At 34.5% G+C, this 21929-nt stretch carries 21 protein-coding genes; 6 read left to right on the top strand and 15 right to left on the bottom strand.

Translation table 11 applies throughout. The features are described from left to right. Positions 1-15 precede the first annotated feature (15 nt). Together AACZ41_RS12595 and AACZ41_RS12600 are read left to right on the top strand one after the other, a co-directional pair. Positions 16-900, top strand: a complete 885-nt coding sequence (locus AACZ41_RS12595; protein ID WP_339628850.1) for a sugar phosphate isomerase/epimerase — start codon at positions 16-18, stop codon at positions 898-900. A gap of 12 nt (positions 901-912) precedes the next feature. Beyond that, positions 913-2307, top strand: a complete 1395-nt coding sequence (locus AACZ41_RS12600; RefSeq protein ID WP_339628851.1) for a c-type cytochrome domain-containing protein — start codon at positions 913-915, stop codon at positions 2305-2307. A gap of 345 nt (positions 2308-2652) precedes the next feature. On the opposite strand, the gene AACZ41_RS12605 is transcribed toward AACZ41_RS12600, so the two are convergent. The 3 genes from AACZ41_RS12605 to AACZ41_RS12615 form a co-directional block, all read right to left on the bottom strand. Further along, a complete protein-coding gene (locus AACZ41_RS12605) occupies positions 2653-3060 on the bottom strand; it encodes a response regulator (RefSeq protein ID WP_339628852.1) in 408 nt (135 codons plus the stop codon). Positions 3061-3351: 291 nt separating this feature from the next. Continuing rightward, a complete protein-coding gene (locus AACZ41_RS12610) occupies positions 3352-4443 on the bottom strand; it encodes a phosphoglyceromutase (protein ID WP_339628853.1) in 1092 nt (363 codons plus the stop codon). A gap of 284 nt (positions 4444-4727) precedes the next feature. Next, positions 4728-5192, bottom strand: coding sequence for a hypothetical protein (locus tag AACZ41_RS12615; RefSeq protein ID WP_339628854.1), 465 nt, complete (start codon positions 5190-5192; stop codon positions 4728-4730). A gap of 470 nt (positions 5193-5662) precedes the next feature. Here AACZ41_RS12615 and AACZ41_RS12620 point away from each other — a divergent pair, with 470 nt between their 5' ends. Together AACZ41_RS12620 and AACZ41_RS12625 are read left to right on the top strand one after the other, a co-directional pair. Further along, positions 5663-5860 carry a hypothetical protein gene (locus AACZ41_RS12620; RefSeq protein WP_339628855.1) on the top strand — a complete coding sequence of 66 codons (198 nt, stop codon included), beginning with the start codon at positions 5663-5665 and terminating at the stop codon, positions 5858-5860. A 521-nt stretch (positions 5861-6381) separates the two neighbouring features. Next, complete coding sequence (locus tag AACZ41_RS12625) at positions 6382-6600, top strand: hypothetical protein (protein ID WP_339628856.1); 219 nt, start codon at positions 6382-6384, stop codon at positions 6598-6600. A gap of 367 nt (positions 6601-6967) precedes the next feature. On the opposite strand, the gene AACZ41_RS12630 is transcribed toward AACZ41_RS12625, so the two are convergent. Further along, a complete protein-coding gene (locus tag AACZ41_RS12630; RefSeq protein WP_339628857.1) occupies positions 6968-8296 on the bottom strand; it encodes an MraY family glycosyltransferase in 1329 nt (442 codons plus the stop codon). 464 nt (positions 8297-8760) lie between these two features. Between AACZ41_RS12630 and AACZ41_RS12635 the strand changes: the two genes are divergently transcribed. Continuing rightward, positions 8761-10125 (top strand): exonuclease domain-containing protein, encoded by a 1365-nt coding sequence (locus AACZ41_RS12635; RefSeq protein ID WP_339628858.1) that lies wholly within the window; start codon positions 8761-8763, stop codon positions 10123-10125. Between the two features lie 114 nt (positions 10126-10239). Here the strand turns inward: AACZ41_RS12635 and AACZ41_RS12640 are convergent, their stop codons facing one another. From AACZ41_RS12640 to AACZ41_RS12675, 8 genes are all read right to left on the bottom strand, one after another. Then, complete coding sequence (locus AACZ41_RS12640; protein ID WP_339628859.1) at positions 10240-10422, bottom strand: hypothetical protein; 183 nt, start codon at positions 10420-10422, stop codon at positions 10240-10242. Positions 10423-10521: 99 nt separating this feature from the next. Beyond that, positions 10522-11931, bottom strand: a complete 1410-nt coding sequence (locus tag AACZ41_RS12645) for an MBL fold metallo-hydrolase (protein ID WP_339628860.1) — start codon at positions 11929-11931, stop codon at positions 10522-10524. A 69-nt stretch (positions 11932-12000) separates the two neighbouring features. After that, complete coding sequence (gene sulP, locus AACZ41_RS12650) at positions 12001-13740, bottom strand: sulfate permease (protein WP_339628861.1); 1740 nt, start codon at positions 13738-13740, stop codon at positions 12001-12003. Between the two features lie 55 nt (positions 13741-13795). Then, positions 13796-13981 (bottom strand): hypothetical protein, encoded by a 186-nt coding sequence (locus AACZ41_RS12655; protein ID WP_339628862.1) that lies wholly within the window; start codon positions 13979-13981, stop codon positions 13796-13798. A 161-nt stretch (positions 13982-14142) separates the two neighbouring features. After that, positions 14143-14916 (bottom strand): SOS response-associated peptidase, encoded by a 774-nt coding sequence (locus AACZ41_RS12660; protein ID WP_339628863.1) that lies wholly within the window; start codon positions 14914-14916, stop codon positions 14143-14145. A 28-nt stretch (positions 14917-14944) separates the two neighbouring features. After that, entirely contained in the window at positions 14945-15730 is a 786-nt protein-coding gene (locus AACZ41_RS12665; protein ID WP_339628864.1) for an aldose 1-epimerase, read from the bottom strand. Further along, the gene (locus tag AACZ41_RS12670; protein ID WP_339628866.1) at positions 15723-17018 is read right to left on the bottom strand and encodes a M20/M25/M40 family metallo-hydrolase; all 1296 of its coding nucleotides are present in this window, start codon (positions 17016-17018) and stop codon (positions 15723-15725) included. The genes AACZ41_RS12665 and AACZ41_RS12670 overlap by 8 nt, the downstream gene beginning before the upstream one ends. A gap of 77 nt (positions 17019-17095) precedes the next feature. Further along, positions 17096-18337 (bottom strand): FtsX-like permease family protein, encoded by a 1242-nt coding sequence (locus AACZ41_RS12675; protein WP_339628867.1) that lies wholly within the window; start codon positions 18335-18337, stop codon positions 17096-17098. Positions 18338-18340: 3 nt separating this feature from the next. Here AACZ41_RS12675 and AACZ41_RS12680 point away from each other — a divergent pair, with 3 nt between their 5' ends. Continuing rightward, positions 18341-19576, top strand: a complete 1236-nt coding sequence (locus AACZ41_RS12680; protein ID WP_339628892.1) for a DUF1343 domain-containing protein — start codon at positions 18341-18343, stop codon at positions 19574-19576. Positions 19577-19579: 3 nt separating this feature from the next. On the opposite strand, the gene AACZ41_RS12685 is transcribed toward AACZ41_RS12680, so the two are convergent. The 3 genes from AACZ41_RS12685 to AACZ41_RS12695 all read right to left on the bottom strand — a co-directional run bounded on the left by AACZ41_RS12685 (position 19580) and on the right by AACZ41_RS12695 (position 21825). Next, positions 19580-20419, bottom strand: coding sequence for a sterol desaturase family protein (locus tag AACZ41_RS12685; RefSeq protein ID WP_339628868.1), 840 nt, complete (start codon positions 20417-20419; stop codon positions 19580-19582). Positions 20420-20435: 16 nt separating this feature from the next. Beyond that, complete coding sequence (locus AACZ41_RS12690; protein WP_339628869.1) at positions 20436-21041, bottom strand: hypothetical protein; 606 nt, start codon at positions 21039-21041, stop codon at positions 20436-20438. Between the two features lie 232 nt (positions 21042-21273). Next, positions 21274-21825, bottom strand: coding sequence for a hypothetical protein (locus tag AACZ41_RS12695; RefSeq protein ID WP_339628870.1), 552 nt, complete (start codon positions 21823-21825; stop codon positions 21274-21276). Between the last annotated feature and the right edge of the window lie 104 nt (positions 21826-21929).

Genomic DNA, 21929 nt, shown 5'->3' on the forward strand with positions numbered 1-21929 from the left:
ACCAACCTGTACTTTATGACCAAATTACGACACCTTTTTATTTTAGCATTATTGCTTATCGCTAGTGAGGGTAGCAGTCAAGAACAAAAATCGATTCAATTTTTTCAAACCGATTGGGGGCGTACTATTTCTTGGGATGCTTTTTGCGAAAAGACAGCCGCTGCCGGATATGATGGAATTGAAATCTGGTTTCCGAACACAGTAGATGATCAAAATAATTTAAAGGCGGCATTAAAAAAACACAATTTAAAAGTGGCATTTTTGAACGGTACTAATAAATCATTACCCTTTGAAGAGAGCCTAAAAAGCTATGAAGCGCATTTAAGAATGTTGACCACGTGGTGGCCTGTATATATTAATTGCCATACAGGCAGTGATTTTTTCACTTTTGAACAGAACAAAGCGTTTATTGACATGGCCAACAAAATTGCGAAGGAAAGTAAAATTCCAATATATCACGAAACCCACCGAGGGCGTTTTAGCTTTAACCTGTCCGATACTAAAATCTATTTATCTGAAATACCCGAGCTTAAATTAAATCTAGACATAAGCCATTGGATGGTGGTACACGAATCTTTACTGGAAGGACAAGATAATACGCTTGAAAAAGTGTTAGAACGCACACAACACTTACATGCACGTGTAGGACATGCAGAAGGGCCACAAGTCAATGACCCAGAAGCGCCCGAATGGAAAAAGGCCGTTGATAGACATCTAGATATCTGGGAAAAAGTAATCAGGAAAAACTGGGAAACCAAAAATATATTTACGCTCACTACAGAATTCGGACCTGCTGATTATATGCCAACTTTACCCTATACCAGAGCACCGGTAGCGAATCAATGGAAGGCGAACCTCTATATGATGAAGGTAATCAAAGAACGAATGAATATCGAGTAACCCTTTGCCACTATGGATGTTTTAAAACAACTTTTTGGAAGACTTCACCCGCTAGTGGTTCACTTGCCCATTGGGTTTATTATCGTCGGATTACTGTTACAGTTCTATGATAGAAAACAAAAGGAATTTAACCACTTGATATCTTTAATTTACTTATGGACAGGGTATTTCGCTGTTTTAGCTTGTGCCACAGGATATTTACACTATTTAGGGGAAGGTTATTCTTTCGATTCTATAAAAGTTCACTTATGGTCTGGTATTGCCACTGCGCTATTTTCTTTCTTAATGTGGGCGAAGCTAAAAGATAAATCCATAGTGCCTTTTTTAACAAAGATTCCAGTGCTGGTTTTATCTGTGCTCATTTTTATCCTGATTTCCTTTACAGGGCATCAAGGCGGTAATATTACGCATGGAGGAGATTATTTGATAGAACCCCTACCCAATTCACTAAAGTCTGCCTTGGGATACGAAATTTTTGAAGAAAAGAAAATAGTGCTTACCGATGAGAATTGGGAAGCTGCCATTTTGTATGATGCTGTTATTCAACCCATACTCAATAATAATTGCGTAAGCTGTCACAATGCTAAAAAAGCAAAAGGAGAACTACTTTTAAACACAAAAGAAGGTATCTTAGAAAGCGGTGAAAATGGTCCTGTGGTATTAACTAGCCATGCAGATAAAAGCGATTTATTTATTCGAATGGAATTACCGAAGAGTGACGACAACCATATGCCGCCAGATGGAAAAAAACAACCCTCAAAAGAAGCTATTAAACTAATTGGTGTTTGGATCGAGAATGGTATTTCGTTTGATAAAACTATAGGAGAACTAGGGTTAGAAAAATCACTCTTCCAATCTTTCTTTCCAACAATCATACAAACAGATTATCCAGATGTAGCAATTGCTGCTGCATCTCAAGATAGTATACTAAGGATAAAAAATAGCGGACTTCATTTAAATACAATGAGTGAGAATACCCACTATTTAAAAGTCTCCGCACTTAATTTAAAAAGTTTTAATGATAGTGATTTTCAATTGCTAAAATCTGTAGCATCCCAAATAGCAGTACTCGACCTTGGGGGCACTCAAATAACGGATGCTATTTTTACAGACATCGCAAGTTTACCTCATCTTACGATTCTAAAATTAGATAATACTACAATTACCGGCAGCCAAATAGAACGTTTAAAAATGCTCGAGCATCTAACCTCCATTAACCTTAGCAACACAACATTTAAAGAAGAAAACCTGAACAAGCTCAAAGACTTTAAGAAGTTAGAAAAAGTTTTTCTATTTAACTCTGGCTTAGATAAGTCGGGAACAGAAATCATCGGCCAAGGCAACATAGTTGTTGAATATGGCAATTATACCCTACCCATTGTAGCTAGGGATAGCATAGAATTCTAATGGTTTACGTTCAAACCGGATAACCGATTTTTTTAGAACCTACTAAAAAAAACTGTAGTCAAAAGTCACCTATTCGGTGAGTAAAAAATTTTACCTCTCACAAAACCCAAATTAATAGGTGATTGCAAAATAAAGTTACTAGACCCCCTATGAGCTTTTATTTATTCTGAGTAATATCTGGATCTAAAATTTTAAACACCATGTTTATGATTTGAAAATTTAAAGCTCGGCAAGTTTACTTGATTGAATTATTTTGTTTAATAGCTCAGGTACTACCTTACCAATACACCTTTAATCAACTTATATATATTATAAAAGATCAATTCTATTAGCTTGTTCTACTCATTAAATACTCACAGTCATTACACTTTCAAATAAATCAGCAAGATCGGCCCCTAACAATGGTTTTGAAATATAATCACTAACAATACCATAACTATTCCCTTTATTGATTTGACTTAATTCAAAGTGAGAACTAACTATAAAAATTTGCGGTTTAATTTCTAATGGCAATTTCACAAATTCATCTAAGAATTCCCATCCATTCATGACCGGCATATTCAAATCTAATAAAATAACATCCGGTAAACTTTTTCCAGAAATCACCAAAGCAGAAAGGTTTACCAGTGCCTCATAACCATCTTCGTAAACCAAAATATTGGAACCAAAATAATTATTGTGGTTAAGTAGAACCCTTGTACCGTAGACACAAATAGGGTCATCATCAATTATACAAATAGTTTTATTTTTCATAGTGGGGGATTATTTATGTATACTATATATTCAATTTCCTATATAAATTTGGATCAACAAAACTAAATGCAGTATATTTCTTACATTATTACAATATAAAAAAATAATTTCCAACAAAATTGCAAATCACAAAATTCGTAAAGAGTTTATGCCCAATAGTAAACAAGAAGCTTTGTAGAAATAAGCGCCTCAATTATATCAAATATAGGGCATAGGGGCCTTTTAACTTTACCTGAATATCAACTGGAGTAAAAGTTACCTCAGCATAGGTATTAGCAGTTTAAGACATACTCAAGGCTTCTTAAAATCGATGGGTTGTGCAGGCATCCTATTACTGTCTATATTCATGTTCAAGATCTTTACTACGGTTGGTGCTATTTGAGTGGTGTACAATTGCTCGTTACTTGCTTCACCAGTAAACTTAACATCAGGACCTAAAATAGCAATCCACGTTTGTTCTGCCCCTGCAACATCGATACCATGACTTGTCCATTTAGAACCTTCTTCTATACCTTCTCCTCTGCCATGATCCGTAGTAATGATAACATAGGTATTGTCTTTATAAAAGGAGTCCGTTTGCACATAATTCCACAAATCGGCAATCAATGCATCTGTGTTATGTAATGATTTCGTGTAAAAATCAAAATGGCCGTCATGAGCGAAATCATCTGTTTCACCATAAGAGATGAATACCAATTTCGGATGGTTCTTTTTCATGTATTCTTTCGCATACTGATGCGTAAAAACATCCAACCTTACGCTCTCCCAAATAACAGGTGCCTGGCGTTGAATCTCGTTTAAAAATAGTTCCCTATCGTTTAAATCTCCTGTCGCGTCCATATATCCAGCATTTACGGGCACACCACTTCTCTTATCATTTATGATGAACGGAAAAACATCCCAACTACCAAACCCGGCAACTTTACCTGTATAAGCTTCAGTAGTATTCGCCAATTCTAATAGGGTAACATTTTTGTTATATATTTTATCATTACTATCAATGGTTGCATCATCTGCCCTACCCGTTAGTATCTCGTTATACCCAGGGTATGAAAACATCATTTTATTGGTAAGGTTCACGGTACTATTTTTAGTTCTATTACCATGCAATTGTCCTTCTTTGGCTATCGTATTCCAGAAGAAAGGCATTAATAGCGTCCTATTTTCTTCAATAGAGGACCCAACAAAATTTTCGGTCAGGGCATTTTTATCATGGGTATAGCTACTGTTCAATAAAGTAGTGTCGATCCCTGTAAAAACATCTTGCCAACGAACCCCATCTAACGTAATTAAAATAACATTTGGGTTGGTGTCTTGTTGCGCCTTCATTGACAGCGATCCAAACAACACCGTAGCAAGTAAAATTCTTAAAAGTGTTTTCATAGATTGTCTCATTTTTAGTTTAGAATAACTGTATTGCAAACCAATTAGCTTCGTATAACTATAGGGTGCAATAGCGCACCCTATAAAAGTAAGAAGTATTTGGTTGTAACCTTTCTGATATTAAACATAATAAGTGGACAACTTTTTAAATCTAAAAATAGAATTCAAAATGATGAATTTAAAAAAGTTGAATCTTAAACTTATCAACTTTAATACATTACAAATTAAAGGGCTCAACAAATTTCTTTGTGAGCCCTTTTTTAATGTATATCTCTATTAGTTTTCTAATTGTCTTTATACGAGTATGAATACGAATCTTTAGTACTCATTTGCGTATCGTTAAGAACAAATGCCATATTCTTTAACTTATCTCTACGGTTAAGTTCATTAGCCTCTTGTAAGACCGTTTTATCGGTAACGCCGGCTCTTGCCACAAATAAGGTGGCATCGACATAATCAGCAATCAACAAGGTATCGGTTACTGGTATGGAGACTTCATTCATCATTGAAATAAAGTTTTCAAAAGCCTTACCAGATAACAATTGAGGAGCATTTGGTGGTACATCGCCACTTAAACAAATTCTATGATCCAGACTATTGTTTAAGCCTTGGTATACATAATCTTTCCAATCACTACTTGGGTTCAAGAGATAATCGGTAAAACCTCTAGTTTTTAGACCCATACCAAAATAATTATGAAGTTCCTGATTCCCCAAATCAGCCCCTACTAATAGAACTTTCTTGTTCATATTATGGTATGCAATTGAAAGATTCTAAGCAATTATACTTTTACCTTCTTAATTTATTTCTATCACATTTAAATGCACACTTATGTTCTATAATTTAAATCTTCATCCATATAAAAATCATTAACACATTTTAAGAACTACTATTCTATTCTTACAAAGCTCTACTTTAAATTAAAGCGAAAACTTGTAATCTCCATATACCATAAATTCAAAGTTACTACTGAAAACCAAAAATTAGATGACACATACCCACTAACAAGTTCATTTTAAGCTTCATCGCAAAGTTCTACTCAAGAATCGACTTTAATAATTGAATCGTACCAAGCCTCTAAATCAATAGAAAGATTCAATAATATTAATTTTGGTGATATCTATCGTTAAAAGTTAGTTTTTAGAATAGGTTTTTTATTTACTTTTGACAACGACCTTTACCAACCATGACCGAAAATATAAAACAAATGTTCAGTAAAATGAACGATGAAACCCGCCAAGAAGCTCTAGAATGCTTATTGATGGAATTTGATGTGAAAAGCACCAAGCATATTCAAAAAAATTGGATCATTGGTGGTCGTATTCCTGAAGAACATCAAGAAAAGATTGTTCAAATTTTTCAAAATTTCTTAAGAATTCAAATCTATAGAATTAACGAAATAAAGGTGAATCTTTAGTGCGTAACCACCTAGTTGGTTTTTTCAAAATTATTTGCCCACTTTTCCATCCTAATAATTAGATATATTAAAAAACCGACACACTATAAAAGATGCATCGGTTATTTAACTCACTCAAACTATATCTAAACTCGCTACAAAGATGGGTTCATTAATCTGGTTTAAGTTTACCTGAACATTAAGGTTACTTTAAATTCAGTGGTTCTAATAAGGTATATTATTCTACATAATAATTCATAATGTTGGTAGTAGCGATAAATGAATCTGCACTAAAAACATATAGAAATAAACACAATTGCCCGTCATAGCTGCCACTTCCACAGCAATTTTAGCTATTCAAACGTTATACAACATAAGTCAATATGCTTATGAAATTTTCATAAATGTTATCAACAATTAGGCATAATAACTTTTATAGTGCATTTCATCGAATAAAACGAACTTTTCATCGTTAATGGATAAAGTTTAAATATTTTCGAAATGCGTTACTATTTCAGCCATAAAATTATTTTAGCCTTTACATGAAATTTAAATTATCCAGAACCTTTTTCGTCCCTCTAGCTACCATTATTTTTCTTTTAAGCTTATCTTCTTGTGGTAAGGACTATGATTTAGTATCAGAGTATGTAATACGTGACACCAATCAAAAAGTACAATTAAATACTGCTCAAGACAACAACCTACAACCTGTTGCCATGGTGAATAATAGTACTACCAACGCATTAAAAAAAAGTAAATAAGACCAATGTTGCAACTAATGCAACAAAGGGCTTACCGTCAACATCGCAAACTAGTACCGCTATATTACTTTTTAGCTCTGGTTTTGAAGGTGGACAACTTTCTAAAAATAAATACGATTACCAATACATTACCGGCACCGATACGGAAACCGTTTTTTCTTGGCCTCCTTCAATATTAGGGTCTTCAATTAATGACAAATAGCCAAGAGGTATACATACAGTTAAAGATGTTGGCGGACCGGCAATAGACAATTATTTAGAAGAAATTATTGGTTGGAACGGAAAGGAGACCACTACCTTGTTTCAACGTATAAATTATGATGTTCAGGTTTATTATAGTCTAGTTACATTTTACTAGCATCCCCACTTATGGAACTCTTTTTTTTCTCGTCCAAGTTTCTATTTCTTGAACTCTTTTAGAAGTTAGATTTTTGTTCTGAGTTTCAAACACGGATTTAAACCCATTTGACTTTTCGAGGTTGATTAACTTAATAACACTTTCTTCAACTTCATTTTCTGATTGTGATACTTTGGAACTTAAATTAGGATTCGAAAATACATTTCGTTCTGAATTAGGCACCTCAGCAACTATTACTTTCTCTTCAAATTCTTCAAAAACACCCAGAAAAGGCAGAAGATATAATAAGCACCCAAAACAGACTACAACAATTAAACTTAAATTAATCTGCAAATCAATTGTAAAAAAAGTAATAATTATCAAGGTAAAATTACTCACAAAAAGTAAAAATGTAGCTTGTTTATGATTAAGGCCAAGTCGCAATAATCGATGATGAATATGATTACTATCTGCAACAAAAGGACTTTTCTTTTGCATCATTCGAACAACAAACACACGAAGTAAATCGAATAATGGATAAGATAAAATTGCTAATAGTAATATGGCGGAATTATTAGAATTATAAAACTGAACATTCTCTGGATTAATGTTCAGAAACTTTATTCCTTGATAAGCCAATAAGAATCCTACAATTAAAGAGCCACAATCCCCCATAAAAATTTTACTGTCATCAGAAAAATTATACTTTAAAAAACCTAGCAAGGAACCTATTAAAACGGCAGATAGTAAGGTCATAATGAAATTATCTGCCATAAAAAAAGCGATTCCAAAACCAAGGCTAGCCAAGATTGAAATAGAAGCAGCCAAACCATCAATACCATCTATTAGATTAACGGAATTTATGACTAAAACAAAAACAAAAATTGTGAACAATATCGAAACAAAGTATGGCAATTCACCTATACCTAATAAGCCATGAAAATCAGTTATCCTAACATCTTGAAGCACACAAACCATAGAAATAGCAATTAATTGAATTACTAATTTCTTTTTAGTCGTCATAAAAACTAAATCATTCTTAATACCTAAAAATAGTAATATGATTGTTGTAGAGAGTAAGGAAAGTAAATTACTTAAATCTGAAACTGTATTTTTAAGAAAAGGTACAAATAGCAAAAGTGTTAATGAGAATGTAATAAATAAACCCATACCTCCAAGTTTAGGTACTTTATCAGTATGAACGCTTCTTTCCTCAGGTTCATCCATTAATTTTTTTGTCTTCGAAACGTAAATTATAACAGGATAAAGGTTGAACCTTGTAGCCATTACGTAAGCAAGAATCGCTGAAATAATAGTTAAAAAAGGTAAACTATTCACCATCTCTTGGATTGAATCCATTTAATATTCAATTAGCCTTTCATAAAAATCACCATTGAGATTAATATGAAAATTGGTTTATGTTGGTTCTAATTTTTAAATTAATGAACACGTAAGATTTGGGACAAAAAAAAAGACAACTCATCTTTTCTCACGATAAAACTAAGGCCTAAGTTTAATAATTTTGGGTTCTATCGATATGATGCAAGCAAAATCGTTGTTCGGTATAATCACCAGTATCATTTGGCTAATCGTTGAATTACCATCTTACAAATTAAGCTAAAAGGCTTATTCAAGTATTGTAAATTAAATCTTACATATAATTAAAATGCCAAAAAATTAACCTTAGAAAACGTCGACCACTTACATTCGAAAATGTAGAAAAAACATTGAAATTTTAAATTGTCTTTAAAATACATAGTAGATACTTCATCAAAATTATCTTTCAAATTCGCTAACTTTACCTATCAAATTTCTTATCGTAATTGTATACCATCATAGACATAGAGACTACCGGAAACGGTATAAAGGGCAACAAAATAACCGAAATTTCCATATTTAAATATGATGGTCATGAGGTTGTGGATGAATATACCTCATTGGTAAATCCAGAATGTGAAATATCCACTTTTATCACAAGCCTTACGGGCATCGACAATAACATGGTGCGCAATGCACCTGTACTAGAAGACATTATACCAGAAATTGAAGCAATTACAAAAGACATGATTTTCGTTGCGCATAGTGTAAACTTCGATTATAACGTTATCAAAAATGAGTTTAAACAACTAGGGCGTGAATTTTCTAGAAAAAAACTCTGTACTGTACGTCTTTCAAGGAAGTTACTGCCAGGTTATAATTCGTACAGCTTAGGTGAATTAACTGCAGCTTTAGGTATTCCTTTAACCGATCGCCATAGAGCAAGAGGTGATGCCCAAGCTACTGTATTATTGTTTCATAAACTTTTAAGGTCTGAAAATGCTGAAAGTGTTTTCAAATTATTCTTAAACTCAAAATCACAAGAAGCAACGCTACCACCTGCATTGCCAAAAGAGGAGTACGATAAACTACCGACAACCCCTGGCGTGTATTATTTTAAAAATGAAAAGGGAAAAATTATTTATGTAGGAAAGGCCATTAACATTAAAAAAAGGGTTTTAGGCCATTTTTATGATAAGAAAACAAAAGAAATTACACTTTGTTCAGAAACGGCCTCTTTAGACTTTGAAGAAACTGGGAATGAGTTAATCGCCTTATTGAAAGAATCTGCTGAGATTAAGCACCATTACCCTAAATATAATAGTGCACAAAAAAGGTCCATACAGCAATATGGAATATTTAGTTATGAAGACCGTAATGGCATAATTCATTTAGCCTTCAATAAAATAAAAATGACCCCTAATGCTCTTGCCATATGTTACAGTCCAACTGAAGCCAGGCAGTATTTAGAAGCGTTATGCAACACCTTTGAACTTTGCCCAAAATATTGTCACCTTCAAGAAAATGTCACAAGCTGCTCTCATTATAAGATTAAACAATGCATTGGCATATGCTCTGACACAGACTTAGTGAATACGTATAATGAACGGGTACAAGAGGCCTTACAAAGTTTAAAAGAGATCCAATCAGATTTAGTCATAAAAACAAATGGCCGAAATACCGAAGAGAATGCCTTTGTTATTATTCAAGAAAACAATTATGCAGGTTACGGTTTCGTACCAAAAGAAACTCCCATAGAACATATAGAAGACCTAGAAACCTATATTATACCACAGAAAAATACGCTAGAAACACAAAGAATTGTTGAAAGCTATATTCGAAAAAACCCGAATGCAATTTTCTCTCTTTAGTCAGAAAACTTTGATTGATTTAGTCCTTCATTTTCTTATACATCCTAATTACAAAAAGCAACCACAGCATAAAGACTATGGAGATGAAAATTGAATAAATTAGAACAAATTCCACTACTTTTTATATTTAAGATAGTTCATAAAACCTAGAATAGTTGGTGCCCAAAATGCAATAAAGATTGCATCCAATTTCTTTCCAGATAAGAAAAGAAATTCAGATACAATTATTATAGAAATAACTACTAAGAGCATTATAACATTCATTAGGCCAATACGCTCAATAAAATTTTTAAACATCACCGTAATTTAAATCCTAATTAAAGGAATTAATTAATACTATATAAACTAGGACACTTTATTATTCTCAAACAATAAAGTGTCCTATATATCTCTATTTTAAAATGTTGAAGGGCAAACATAATCTGTTGTACGAACGCCTTCTTTTTTTAGCGCACCAAAACCGCCTTTTACATCTATTAAATTATGAATACCGCGACTTTTTAAAATTGATGATGCTATAACTGACCTATAACCACCTGCGCAATGAACTAAAAAATCTTCCTTCTCAGGATATTCTGCTAAATGCTTATTCAGTTCACTTAAGGGCGTGCTTTCAGCATCTAAAACATGTTCGCTCTTAAACTCACCTTTCTTACGAACATCAAAAACCTTAATATCAGCACTGTCTAACATCTTCTTAGCCTCTTCTGCGCTTATAGAAGTGATTTCATCGATTTCTTTACCTGCTGCTTTCCAAGCTTCGATACCTCCTTTTAAATATCCTATAGAGGCATCGAAACCTACCCGAGACAATCTAGTTACGGCCTCTTCTTCCATACCCTCTGGTATCACCAACAACAATGGTTGCTTTGTATCTGCAATTAAAGCGCCTACCCACGGTGCAAAATCCCCATTTAAACCAATAAAAATTGATCTTGGAATATGGCCTTTTACAAATTCATCTTGATGTCTAACATCCAATACCAAAGCTTCTGATTCATTAGCTATCAACTCAAATTCTTCAGGCGAAAGACCTCTGGTACCGCGGTCTAAAACCATTTCAATATCCTCGTAGCCTTCCTTATTCATCTTTACATTTAATGGAAAATACTTTGGCGGCGGTAACAAACCGTCTGTAACTTCTTTTACAAACTCTTCTTTAGTCATATCTGCCCTAAGAGCATAGTTCATCTTCTTTTGATTCCCCAATGTATCGACCGTTTCTTTCATCATATTTTTACCACAAGCAGACCCTGCTCCGTGCGCTGGGTATACAATGACATCATCTGATAAAGGCATAATTTTAGTACGCAAGCTATCGAATAAGGTGCCGGCCAATTGTTCTTGCGTCATGTCTGCAGCTTTTTGTGCTAGATCGGGCCTCCCTACATCACCTAAAAACAGGGTGTCACCAGAAAAAATCGCATGGTCTTTTCCTTCTTCGTCCTTTAATAAATATGTGGAACTCTCCATAGTATGACCAGGAGTATGTAATACCTTAAAAGTAATCTTACCTAATTTAAACTCTTGACCATCTTTTGCTATAATAGCATCAAATGAAGGATTTGCGGTTGGTCCAAAAATTATTGGAGCCCCAGTTTCTTTGGAAAGTGTAACATGACCACTTACAAAGTCGGCATGAAAATGAGTTTCAAAAATATATTTAATTTTGGCCTTATCGTTCTTAGCTCTTTTCAAATAAGGGGTAACCTCACGTAAGGGATCTATAATAGCTACTTCTCCATCACTCTCAATATAATATGCTCCTTGAGCCAAACACCCTGTATATATTTGTTCTATGTTCATAATTAACTAATATTTATCAATATACCACTTGATTATCAACCTTCAAAATACAAGGTATAATCAATTCGACTATAATTTTTCTTTTGCTATTTTACTGTTTTCATAGGCCACTTTGGCTGCTAACAGTGAAATTTCATTCGGATTATCATAAAAATCTACCGCCTCTTTCGTTTTTACGAATAAAAACTCTCGCTGTAATTCTTTAATAATTCCAGTATTAAATATAATATCTCGGGTTGGCCCTATGGCACCCGCAATATAAAATTGAATACCTCTTTCACGAATATCATGAATGAGTTTGGTTAACATATCTGCTGCAGTGGCATCTATATAATTTATTGATTCTGCATTAAGAATAATTCCTTTTAAATTAGGGCCTTTTGCCTTCATATGCTTTAAAAGCTCTTTTTTAAAATATCCTGAATTACCGAAATATAATTGTGAATCGAAACGCACTATCAATAAATCATTTCGAACGATAACCTCATCTGCAAATCGGATCACATTCTTGTAATAGTCGGAATTTCCAATATTACCTATCTCAACAAAATGTGGTTTAGATGTTCTATATACCATGAGTAATAATGAACATAAAACCCCTATTAAAATACCTTGAGTAATTCCCATAAACAGGGTTACAAAAAATGTAATCATCAACACAAAAAATTCATCTTTTCTATTATTCCACAGGTGTTTGCAATACTTTACATCGACCAGATTTACTACCGAAACCATTATGATACTAGCCAAAATAGCATTTGGTAAATATTGAAATAAGGGCGTTAAAAACAGTAATGTAAGTACGACCAATAAAACACTGAACATACCAGATAAATTAGTTTTTGTACCAGCATCATAACTAATAGCCGACCTTGAAAAACTAGCAGTAACCGGATACCCTTGAAATAAAGAACCGACAATATTAGAGGTCCCCAAGGCTATTAATTCTTGATTGGCCTGTATCGTTTCTTCACCACTTTTATCTTCCAAGGCTTTACCTATTGATATCGCTTCTAGATATCCCACAAGAGCTAGGGCAACTGCAATAGGCCATAATTGCCTTATGTCCTCTAAATTCAACGTAGGTATTACAATCGAAGGAAATCCTTTTGGGACATCGCCAACCAACTTAACTCCAAACGTTTCCATCTTAAAAACATATACTGCCAGTATGCCCAAGACTACTATAATTAGTATACCCGGAATATTTTTATTCCATTTTTTAAAACCTATCAATAGTCCAATACCGACGATTCCCAGGCCAAAATCGAACAAATTTATTTCACTTAATTTATGAAAAATATTAAGCACTGTCTCATATATCTTATTGCTATTTTCTACTGAAATGCCTAGAAGGTGTTTTAACTGACTTAGAATAATAATGATTGCTGCCGCAGAAGTAAACCCACTAATTACGGGTTTGGACAAGAAATTGACCAAAAAACCCATACGAAGAATACCCAACAATAATTGTATAGCACCAACCATAAGGGCTAATACAACCACCATTTTTATATAATTCTCTACTCCTGTAATTGCCAAAGTTCCTAAACCTACTGCGACCAATAACGAGTCCATAGCAACTGGCCCCACTGCAATATTTCGTGAAGTTCCTAAAAATGCATATGTAAGTACGGGGAACAAAGCTGCATATAATCCGTGAACAGGAGGAAGCCCTGCAATCATGGCATACGCCATACCCTGAGGAACCAAAACAATACCAACAGTTAAGCCTGCCAGTAAATCTTTAACAAAATAGGCTTTTTTATAGGTAGATACCCAATCCAAAAATGGCAACAAATTCCTCACATGGTAAATTTAATCATTTCAAGGAGCATTCGAAGAGGTATTTACAACCATTACTTTACTGGTTCAAAAGTCTATTAAATTCAAAAGATTTTTCTACCCAAAAATCTAAATCATCTGCGCTATCCAAACCATCTGCGCCTATAAACAAGAATCCGCGCATGGGTTTACCGGTGAAATCCATTGGTTTACTATCAGATCGATTCAATAATTCTTCATAATTTAATTTTCCGACGTGCACCATTACCTTATTCTCTTCACTTTTTTATCGAAAAGAATTCCTAAACAGATTATACCATTTACCATAAAGGTGAGGCCGACCATCATCTTCTTCTCTTCAATTTCACCCTTACCTTTTAATCGTTATCGAACGCGGTCGGCTAAAAACTCACTATACGCCGATGATTACAAATTTAATTCTTCGGCTTCCAATTCTTTATATACGACTTCATCTGAAACCGATACTACGTTACCGATGTAATTTTTACCCCGTAGTTTACCTACGGTGTACGCATTCAAAACTACACCGTTGTCGTCACTCAACAATTCCTTTATTTTATTTTCAACATCCCTTGATGATGTAAGCCATTGCTCTTCCATAGTTTCAGAAAGCATTAATGGCATTCGGGGTTCATTCAACTTTGGATTGTTGTGAATTTTAGACATCATTGTATTCCCTTTTGTCGTAACGATAGAAAAAGATGTAATAATACCCCCATCATCTGGATTGATCCATTCAGACCAGAGAGCGGCAAGTGCTAATGGTCCCTTATTTTTTCGTTGGATAAAAAACGGATATACTTGATTTTTATAATGGTGATGTTCATAAAATCCATCAACATAAAGAATACATCTTTTCTCAGTTGCAGCGTCTCTAAATGCTGGTTTTTCAAAAATGGTTTCTACCCTGGCATTTAAAGTATTGTTCCAAATTTTCTTTTGCTGTTCAACGCTTTTAACCCAATGTGGTATGAGTCCCCAAGTGGCCACAATTGGGTGAAACGGGTCTTCATTAGTATAAATCAACACCTCAGGATGCGAAAATCCAGAGGCATGGTGCAGCGGTAAATCAGTTAGGGGAACTAATTTTTCAATAATCTCTTCAATCGCCTTTAAATCTTGATTTCTTGTCGCCCGTTTTAATTGTGCCTCTAAACTGGCTTTTATATCGTAACACATTTTTCCGGCATTTAAGATAAGCTAAGAACTACATTGGTTTCAACCCTACTTTAAATTTGCTCGGTTTATTGGTTAAGTGCATAAAACCGTCAGCTAAATTTTTCTGTTTTACTGCATAAGGATAGAAAGTTATAGGCTCTATACAAACCATATTCGGCACTTCGGTCCAAAGCATAAAATGTTTAAAACCTTCCGTTGAAATTTGTAATTTTTTCTCATCACTTAAGCTAATAACATTCGTGTTAGGCACTTGCAATGCCCTACTGCCTACTGCCATCACCTCATCAATTGAAATTTCTTTATCGCCGACTGAAATTATCGGGTTTTTAGAATGAAGCATAAATGCAGGATGATATCCTATCATAAACGGCATACCTTCATCACCAGAAATGGTAAAGGTTATTACCAACTCATTATCCTTTAGCTCGAATGTCTTTACAAATTCAAAATCATATGGCCAACTAAGCTTTTCTGCCGTTGATTTTTCGGGATATTTAGAATTCAAAACCCCTGTATTTGCGCTGTATTTTTTAGTAAAAACAGCTTTACTTGCGGTACTTCCAGTAACCGTATATTTCATTTCTCGAAGCAAACCATGTTGATCTTGAGTAGCATCGCCCTTTGGTGTACTTACTTTAAACCCAGCTTCGTTTGTTGGACCAATAATCGGAAACATTTCGGTATCGACACTTCGCCAACCAGGATTCCCTTTTTGGTGCATAAATTCATGACCAGAAACTTGATACCCTACAAGTTCTCCGCCTTCAATGGTTACTATTTGATTTCCAACCTTAAGCGTTGTTTTATTACTCATTTATCAATCTATAAATTAATAGTGCCGTTCTTTTCGTAAGTGCTTCAATAGTATTCAAATTAACCGTTTCTTCAGGTGTATGGGCAGCATTCCCCATAGTACCTAAACCATCTAAACAATCTACATATTCTGCAACGAAAGATGTATCTGCCGCACCTCGTTTACCAGGGTCATATGCGATAACTTCACCTTGGTTTAGATCAAGACTTACGGTATTCAATTTAGCCAACAACACTTCATTGCCTTTTGTAGGCTGCATGGCTGGGTAACTATCTTCAAAAGTTACTGTAGCAGTGGTATGCGGCAAATTATTCGAAACCACTTCTCTCATTTTATCACGTGCACGTTCTTTTTGTTCTTCGGATATAAAACGGAGTCCGCCACGAACCTCTGCTTTTTGGGCAACCACATTTGTTTTGCCAAAAACAGTGCCTTTACTTGTCATTTCATCAAACTCCACAAAAGTACCACCGAGCAAAGTACCCGGATTAAAGGTCAATAAATCTTCACCTCTAACATCGGTATAAAATCCGTTTAAAATCCGTGACATTTCAAATATGGCACCTGCACCGGTATTTTCGCTAAATATACCTGAGGAGTGTGCTCTTTTACCTTCCACTACCACTTTCCAATCAGATGAACCTCTACGCGCCACAGTAGCATAATTGAAACCGGTTGAAGTTTCAAAACCTAAAGCTATATCGCTTCTTTTGGCCGCGGCAATTAAATCTTTTCTACTTTCTTCTAAAGGGTTACCCGTACTTTCTTCATCACCGGTAAAAGCAACAATAATTTGGGCATCTTTTAAAAGTCCGTTTTCTTTCAAGGCCTTCAAAGCATAAAGTACGATTACGTCACCACCTTTCATATCATTGCCCCCAGGTGCATGTGCTATGGAATCATTGACCATTTCGAAAGTCTGGAACGGACTATCCTCTTCAAAAACCGTATCTAAATGACCGATAAGTAATAATTTCTTGCCTTTAGAACCTTTAATTTCAGCAAATAAATGACCGGCTCTATTCATTTCTTCCGGCATTGGTATCCAGGTACTTTCAAAACCTATTTCTTCAAAAGCGGCTGCAAATTCTTTACCTACTTTTTCTATTCCTTTTAGGTTTAAGGTACCGCTATTGATATTCACGACTTTTTCTAAAAAGGAAATTGCTTCAGCATTATTCCGTTCAATATTTTTGACAATTTTCTTTTCGTTTCTAGTAAGTTTCTGGGCATTTACAATGACCATGAACAATAGAAAAATTTGGGTAAGAACTAATTTTTGACGCATCTAATGTGTTTTACATCAAATTTACCAAAAAGGGGGTTAATGAAAGATTAAAAGTAGATTTAGCTATTGAAAAACTACTATTCGAATCTAATAGCTTGCACTGGAGTTATTCTAGTAATGATATATGATGGAATCAACAGCATTAACAGACAAAGTAATAAAACCCCAATATTTAAAAGAAGTATTATAGACAAATCAATACTTACGGGAATATATTCAATGTAATATTCCTTTGGATTAGGGAATTTGAACAATCGAAATTTATTTTGAATGAATATTATACCAAGACCCATAAGATTTCCCCAAAATAGCCCAACAGCAATTAAGTATGCTGCATTGTACAAAAACACCTTGCGAATACTCCAATTTGGCATACCTAAGGCTTTTAAAATACCAATCATAGGGGTGCGTTCCAATATTAAAACGAGTAATGCGGTTATCATATTAATACCACCCACAATAATCATGATACCAATGATCAAGGCAATATTGAAATCGAAGAGGCCTATCCATTCAAAGATTTTATAATACTTATCCTTAATCGATTTGGTATCTAAACTTGATACTGTAATGCCATATATTTCATTGCTCTTTTCATCGATATCATCGAAACTATTTAGAAATACTTCAAAATTACCCACTTCGGTTTCTTTCCATTTGTTCATACGTTGAATGTGCCGTATGTCAGTAAAAATGTAGAGTCCGTCAATTTCTTCAAAACCGCTATCATAGATTCCGGTAATTGTAAATTTTCTTTGGTTGGGAATTTTATCGGCTGCATCATCCCTCAAAAAAAAGGTGAAGAAAGAATCGCCTACTTTAAGGTTCAACCGATTTGCCATTATCTTCGATATCAACACATCAGAATTCAATTCCTCATTATAATCGGGTAAAACCCCATCAATCAAAAATTCTTTGAATGGTGCCCAATTATAGTCTGTGCCAACACCTTTGGCGATAATGCCTTCAAAAGTTTCTTCTGTTCTAATGATACCCGCCTTGGTTGCTACGGCCTGTATATGAACAACACCATCAACACTTTTGAATTCAGGATAGAAATCCTGTTCGGTACTAACGGGCACGACAGAAACTTCAGAATTATTGTTATCGTAATTGTAGATTTGAACATGACCGTTAAAGGCGGTGATTTTTTCTCGAATCTTCTCCTTTAACCCAAGTCCTGTAGCAATGGCAATCAACATCATAATTACACCAATAGCAATTGCGGCAATTGCTATTTTTATTATTGGTGCGGATATACTAATTTTATGCTCCTTACCCTTTATAAGCCGTTTGGCGATAAAATATTCTAGATTCAAATGATGTTATATTTATCCAATTTCAAAAGTACAGTTTTATTATGGTTTTTGGTATTGGCCACCTGCGGAAACCAAACTGAAAAGATAGCCTCTACAACACCGCCACCTTCTGAACCACAAATTGAGAAAGCAGAAAAAGAAATAATTGTTGCCGCTAATAGAACCGCTGTCTACCTACCTTTATTAAAAGGAAAAAAAATAGGGATTGTCGCCAATCAAACCAGCGTAATATTCAATAATGGAAGCCAGACACACTTAGTCGATTCGTTACTATCTTTGAATGTAAACATCAAGAAAGTCTTTGCTCCTGAGCATGGTTTTAGAGGTCAGGCCGATGCTGGTGAACATGTAAAAAACAGTACCGATACTAAAACAAGGCTACCCCTTATTTCTTTATATGGTAAGAACAGAAAACCTAGTCAAGAACAATTGGCAGACCTTGATATGGTTCTTTTTGACATACAAGATGTTGGTGTTCGCTTCTACACCTTTATCGCGACAATGCAATTGGTAATGGAAGCATGCGCTGAAAAAGGGATTCCTGTGATGGTTTTAGACCGGCCCAACCCCAACGGTCATTATGTTGACGGACCAATAATGGAGACAGCACATACCTCGTTTTTAGGAATGACCGAAATTCCATTGGTTTACGGTATGACGATTGGCGAATATGCCAACATGATCAATGAAGAAGGATGGCTAGAAAATAGTACAAAAGTAGATTTGACCGTTATACCGTTAGAAAATTGGACCCATACTAGTTTTTATAGTTTACCCATACGACCTTCACCGAATTTACCAAATGACATCTCTATAACACTTTATCCTAGCCTTGGTCTTTTTGAAGGTACAAATGTGAATGCTGGTCGCGGAACAGAGTTTCAGTTTCAACGCTACGGTGCTTCTTTTTTAGACAGCACGGCCTATAATTTCACCTATACGCCTGAGCCGAATTTTGGTTCTAAACACCCAAAGGAAGAAGGTAAATTATGTTACGGAAAAGATTTAGGTAATACAGAACGAATGAATGAGGTAACGATGGATTATATTATTGATGCCTATACCCATACCACAGACAAAAGTAAATTCTTTCTCACGAGTGGTTTTACGAAACACGCCGGTACCGAGAAGTTGCAAAAACAAATTGAAGCAGGTAATTCAGATGCTGAAATCAAAGCATCATGGCAGCCAAACTTAGAGAGATTTAAAAAAATTAGAGCGAAATATCTGCTTTATTAGAAATTAATCTTCGGTAATATCGGTTGTAGGTTTACGATAGCCCACAAACGGATACTTTAGCAATGAACTAATTTTTCCATTTGCAACCTCGTCTGGGAAGGTATCAACACCGTAGATGATTTTATCTCTATCTAAATGCATGAAGGTTCCAAACAAACGGTCCCACCACGAGAAGATATTCCCATAATTACTGTCGGTATAGGGCAATACATAATGGTGATGTACTTTATGCATATCTGGTGAAATCAACACATAGCTCAATGCTTTATCTACCCCTTTTGGTAGCTTGATATTCGCATGATTAAATTGGGAAAGCACTACAGACAGGCTTTGGTATAGCATAATGATCCCGATAGGTGCACCAACAACAAATACCCCTAACAATGTAAATACATAACGAATGACACTCTCTAACGGATGATGTCGATTCGCTGTAGTCGTATCAACATTATGGTCGGTATGATGCACCAAATGCACCATCCACAACGGTTTTACTTTGTGTTCTACTAAATGTGCCGTGTAAGCGCCAATTAAATCCAATAAGGCGACACCTAAAAAAACATAAGCCCATAATGGCATTGTTGGCAACCAATTAATTATTCCAAAATCATTGATAACTGCCCAATCAGATGTTTTTAAGAGCAAAAATGCCAATGGAAAATTAATAACGATAGTAGTCAATGTAAAAAAGAAATTAGGCAAGGAATGCTTCCATTTGTCATAGCTCCCATTAAACAACGGTACAATACCTTCTAATATCCAAAAGAACGTTATTCCGCCTACCAGAATTAAAGATCGATGTGCAGCTGGTATGGTTTCGAAATAAGATATGATTTGTTCCATGTAGTAAAAATAATGGTTATCGATTTAAGTTTGAAATGGACGAAGGGTTTTCATAGGAGGTGTTGCTTTGTGTAGTTATTATTTCTTTTAATTCGCTGACCATTAAGTCCATTCGTTTTTTTTCCACAGGATAGCTTATTCGTACCATCAAGGCGGCAAAACCCCATCCAATAAGTCCAAATAACATAGCACCGTAATTCCCAGATTCAATACTCATTCCAACGGTTCCAGCTGTCCAACCGACTACCCAACAAAACAAGAAAAGAGTTGGTCCTAATGGCATTCTTGCTTTAATTTCTACTCGACCATTAACCGTAATCTTTGCAGTTGCTTTGAATGGAAAAGGCGTTGTTGTTCGGAAAAATTTCCCAAAAAAAAATTGAGATAAAAAGTAAATATACCCATCCTCAGTAAATTTAAATTTACCCTCATCTTTTTTTACTACCTCTATGGGCCTTTTGAACCAATCATATTCATCAATCTTCAAAGTAGTTTTATAGACAGGAATTCCAAAACCAAAGAAGAGTCTGGAAAATGAATGTATTGCAATCATTTCAATGATTACAACAAACCATGAGACAAAAGCTAACATAATCGCTAAAATGAATAATTGACTTGACACTTATATACTTATGTTTTTTTAATTCCACACGTCGATTGAGCTAATAATAGTAAGGAGGCAAGGAAACTTTTGGTTTCCGTCTGCGCACTAAACTAAAACTTTTGGTTTAGTTTTATTTTTTCTTCTCCAAAGCTAAATACATAAGATTTAGCGACTTCTTAAATATACACAGACCTTTCGATTTAGCCCTAAAGACCGCATTACATTTAGGTTTTGCTAGCCAACGTTATTTTTACCAAAATTTCCACCAAGGATTAGATTCCAATTTCATTGACTTTTTATTCTTTTGGTTTGGATTTATTTCTGTGATGAAATAATATTGATTCAAGTCTAAGTCTATAAAATTATAGTCTTGAAGTTCTTTGCTTAATTTTTTAACTCTACCACCAAAATCATAATTATAATTCTCGTCGATTTCATTTACAATACTTACTTCATCTAAATCTGTATCATCTTTTGTCATAAATAATTGAACCCAATTTTTTGTTTTGAATTCAAAATTGTCCGATATATTATTAACTTGATAGAAACCCTTGATTTTAGGCTCGAATTTATCCAATTCAAATGGCAGATATAAGTAATTTACAAAATACGCAAATCGTTCAAAATCGGGTAAATTAGTAAATACAACCGAAAATAAATCGTAGTTGTCTTTTTTTCGATAAAGTTTTATTTCGTCAGTATAACCTGAGTCAGAATAGAGATTTGCCAAGTCTTGAAGGGCTTTTAATAAATCTCTTTCAGTTACATTTTCAATATAAATAAAATTATTTTGATTTGACATATGTCTTTAATGGTGGCTAACAAATGAATAACATCATTAATGATATCTTACTTATGTATCCAAGTTAATAATCTTAAAATTAGCAAGAATTATACAAAACTACT

Source organism: uncultured Maribacter sp. (assembly GCF_963974015.1).
Lineage (GTDB): Bacteria > Bacteroidota > Bacteroidia > Flavobacteriales > Flavobacteriaceae > Maribacter.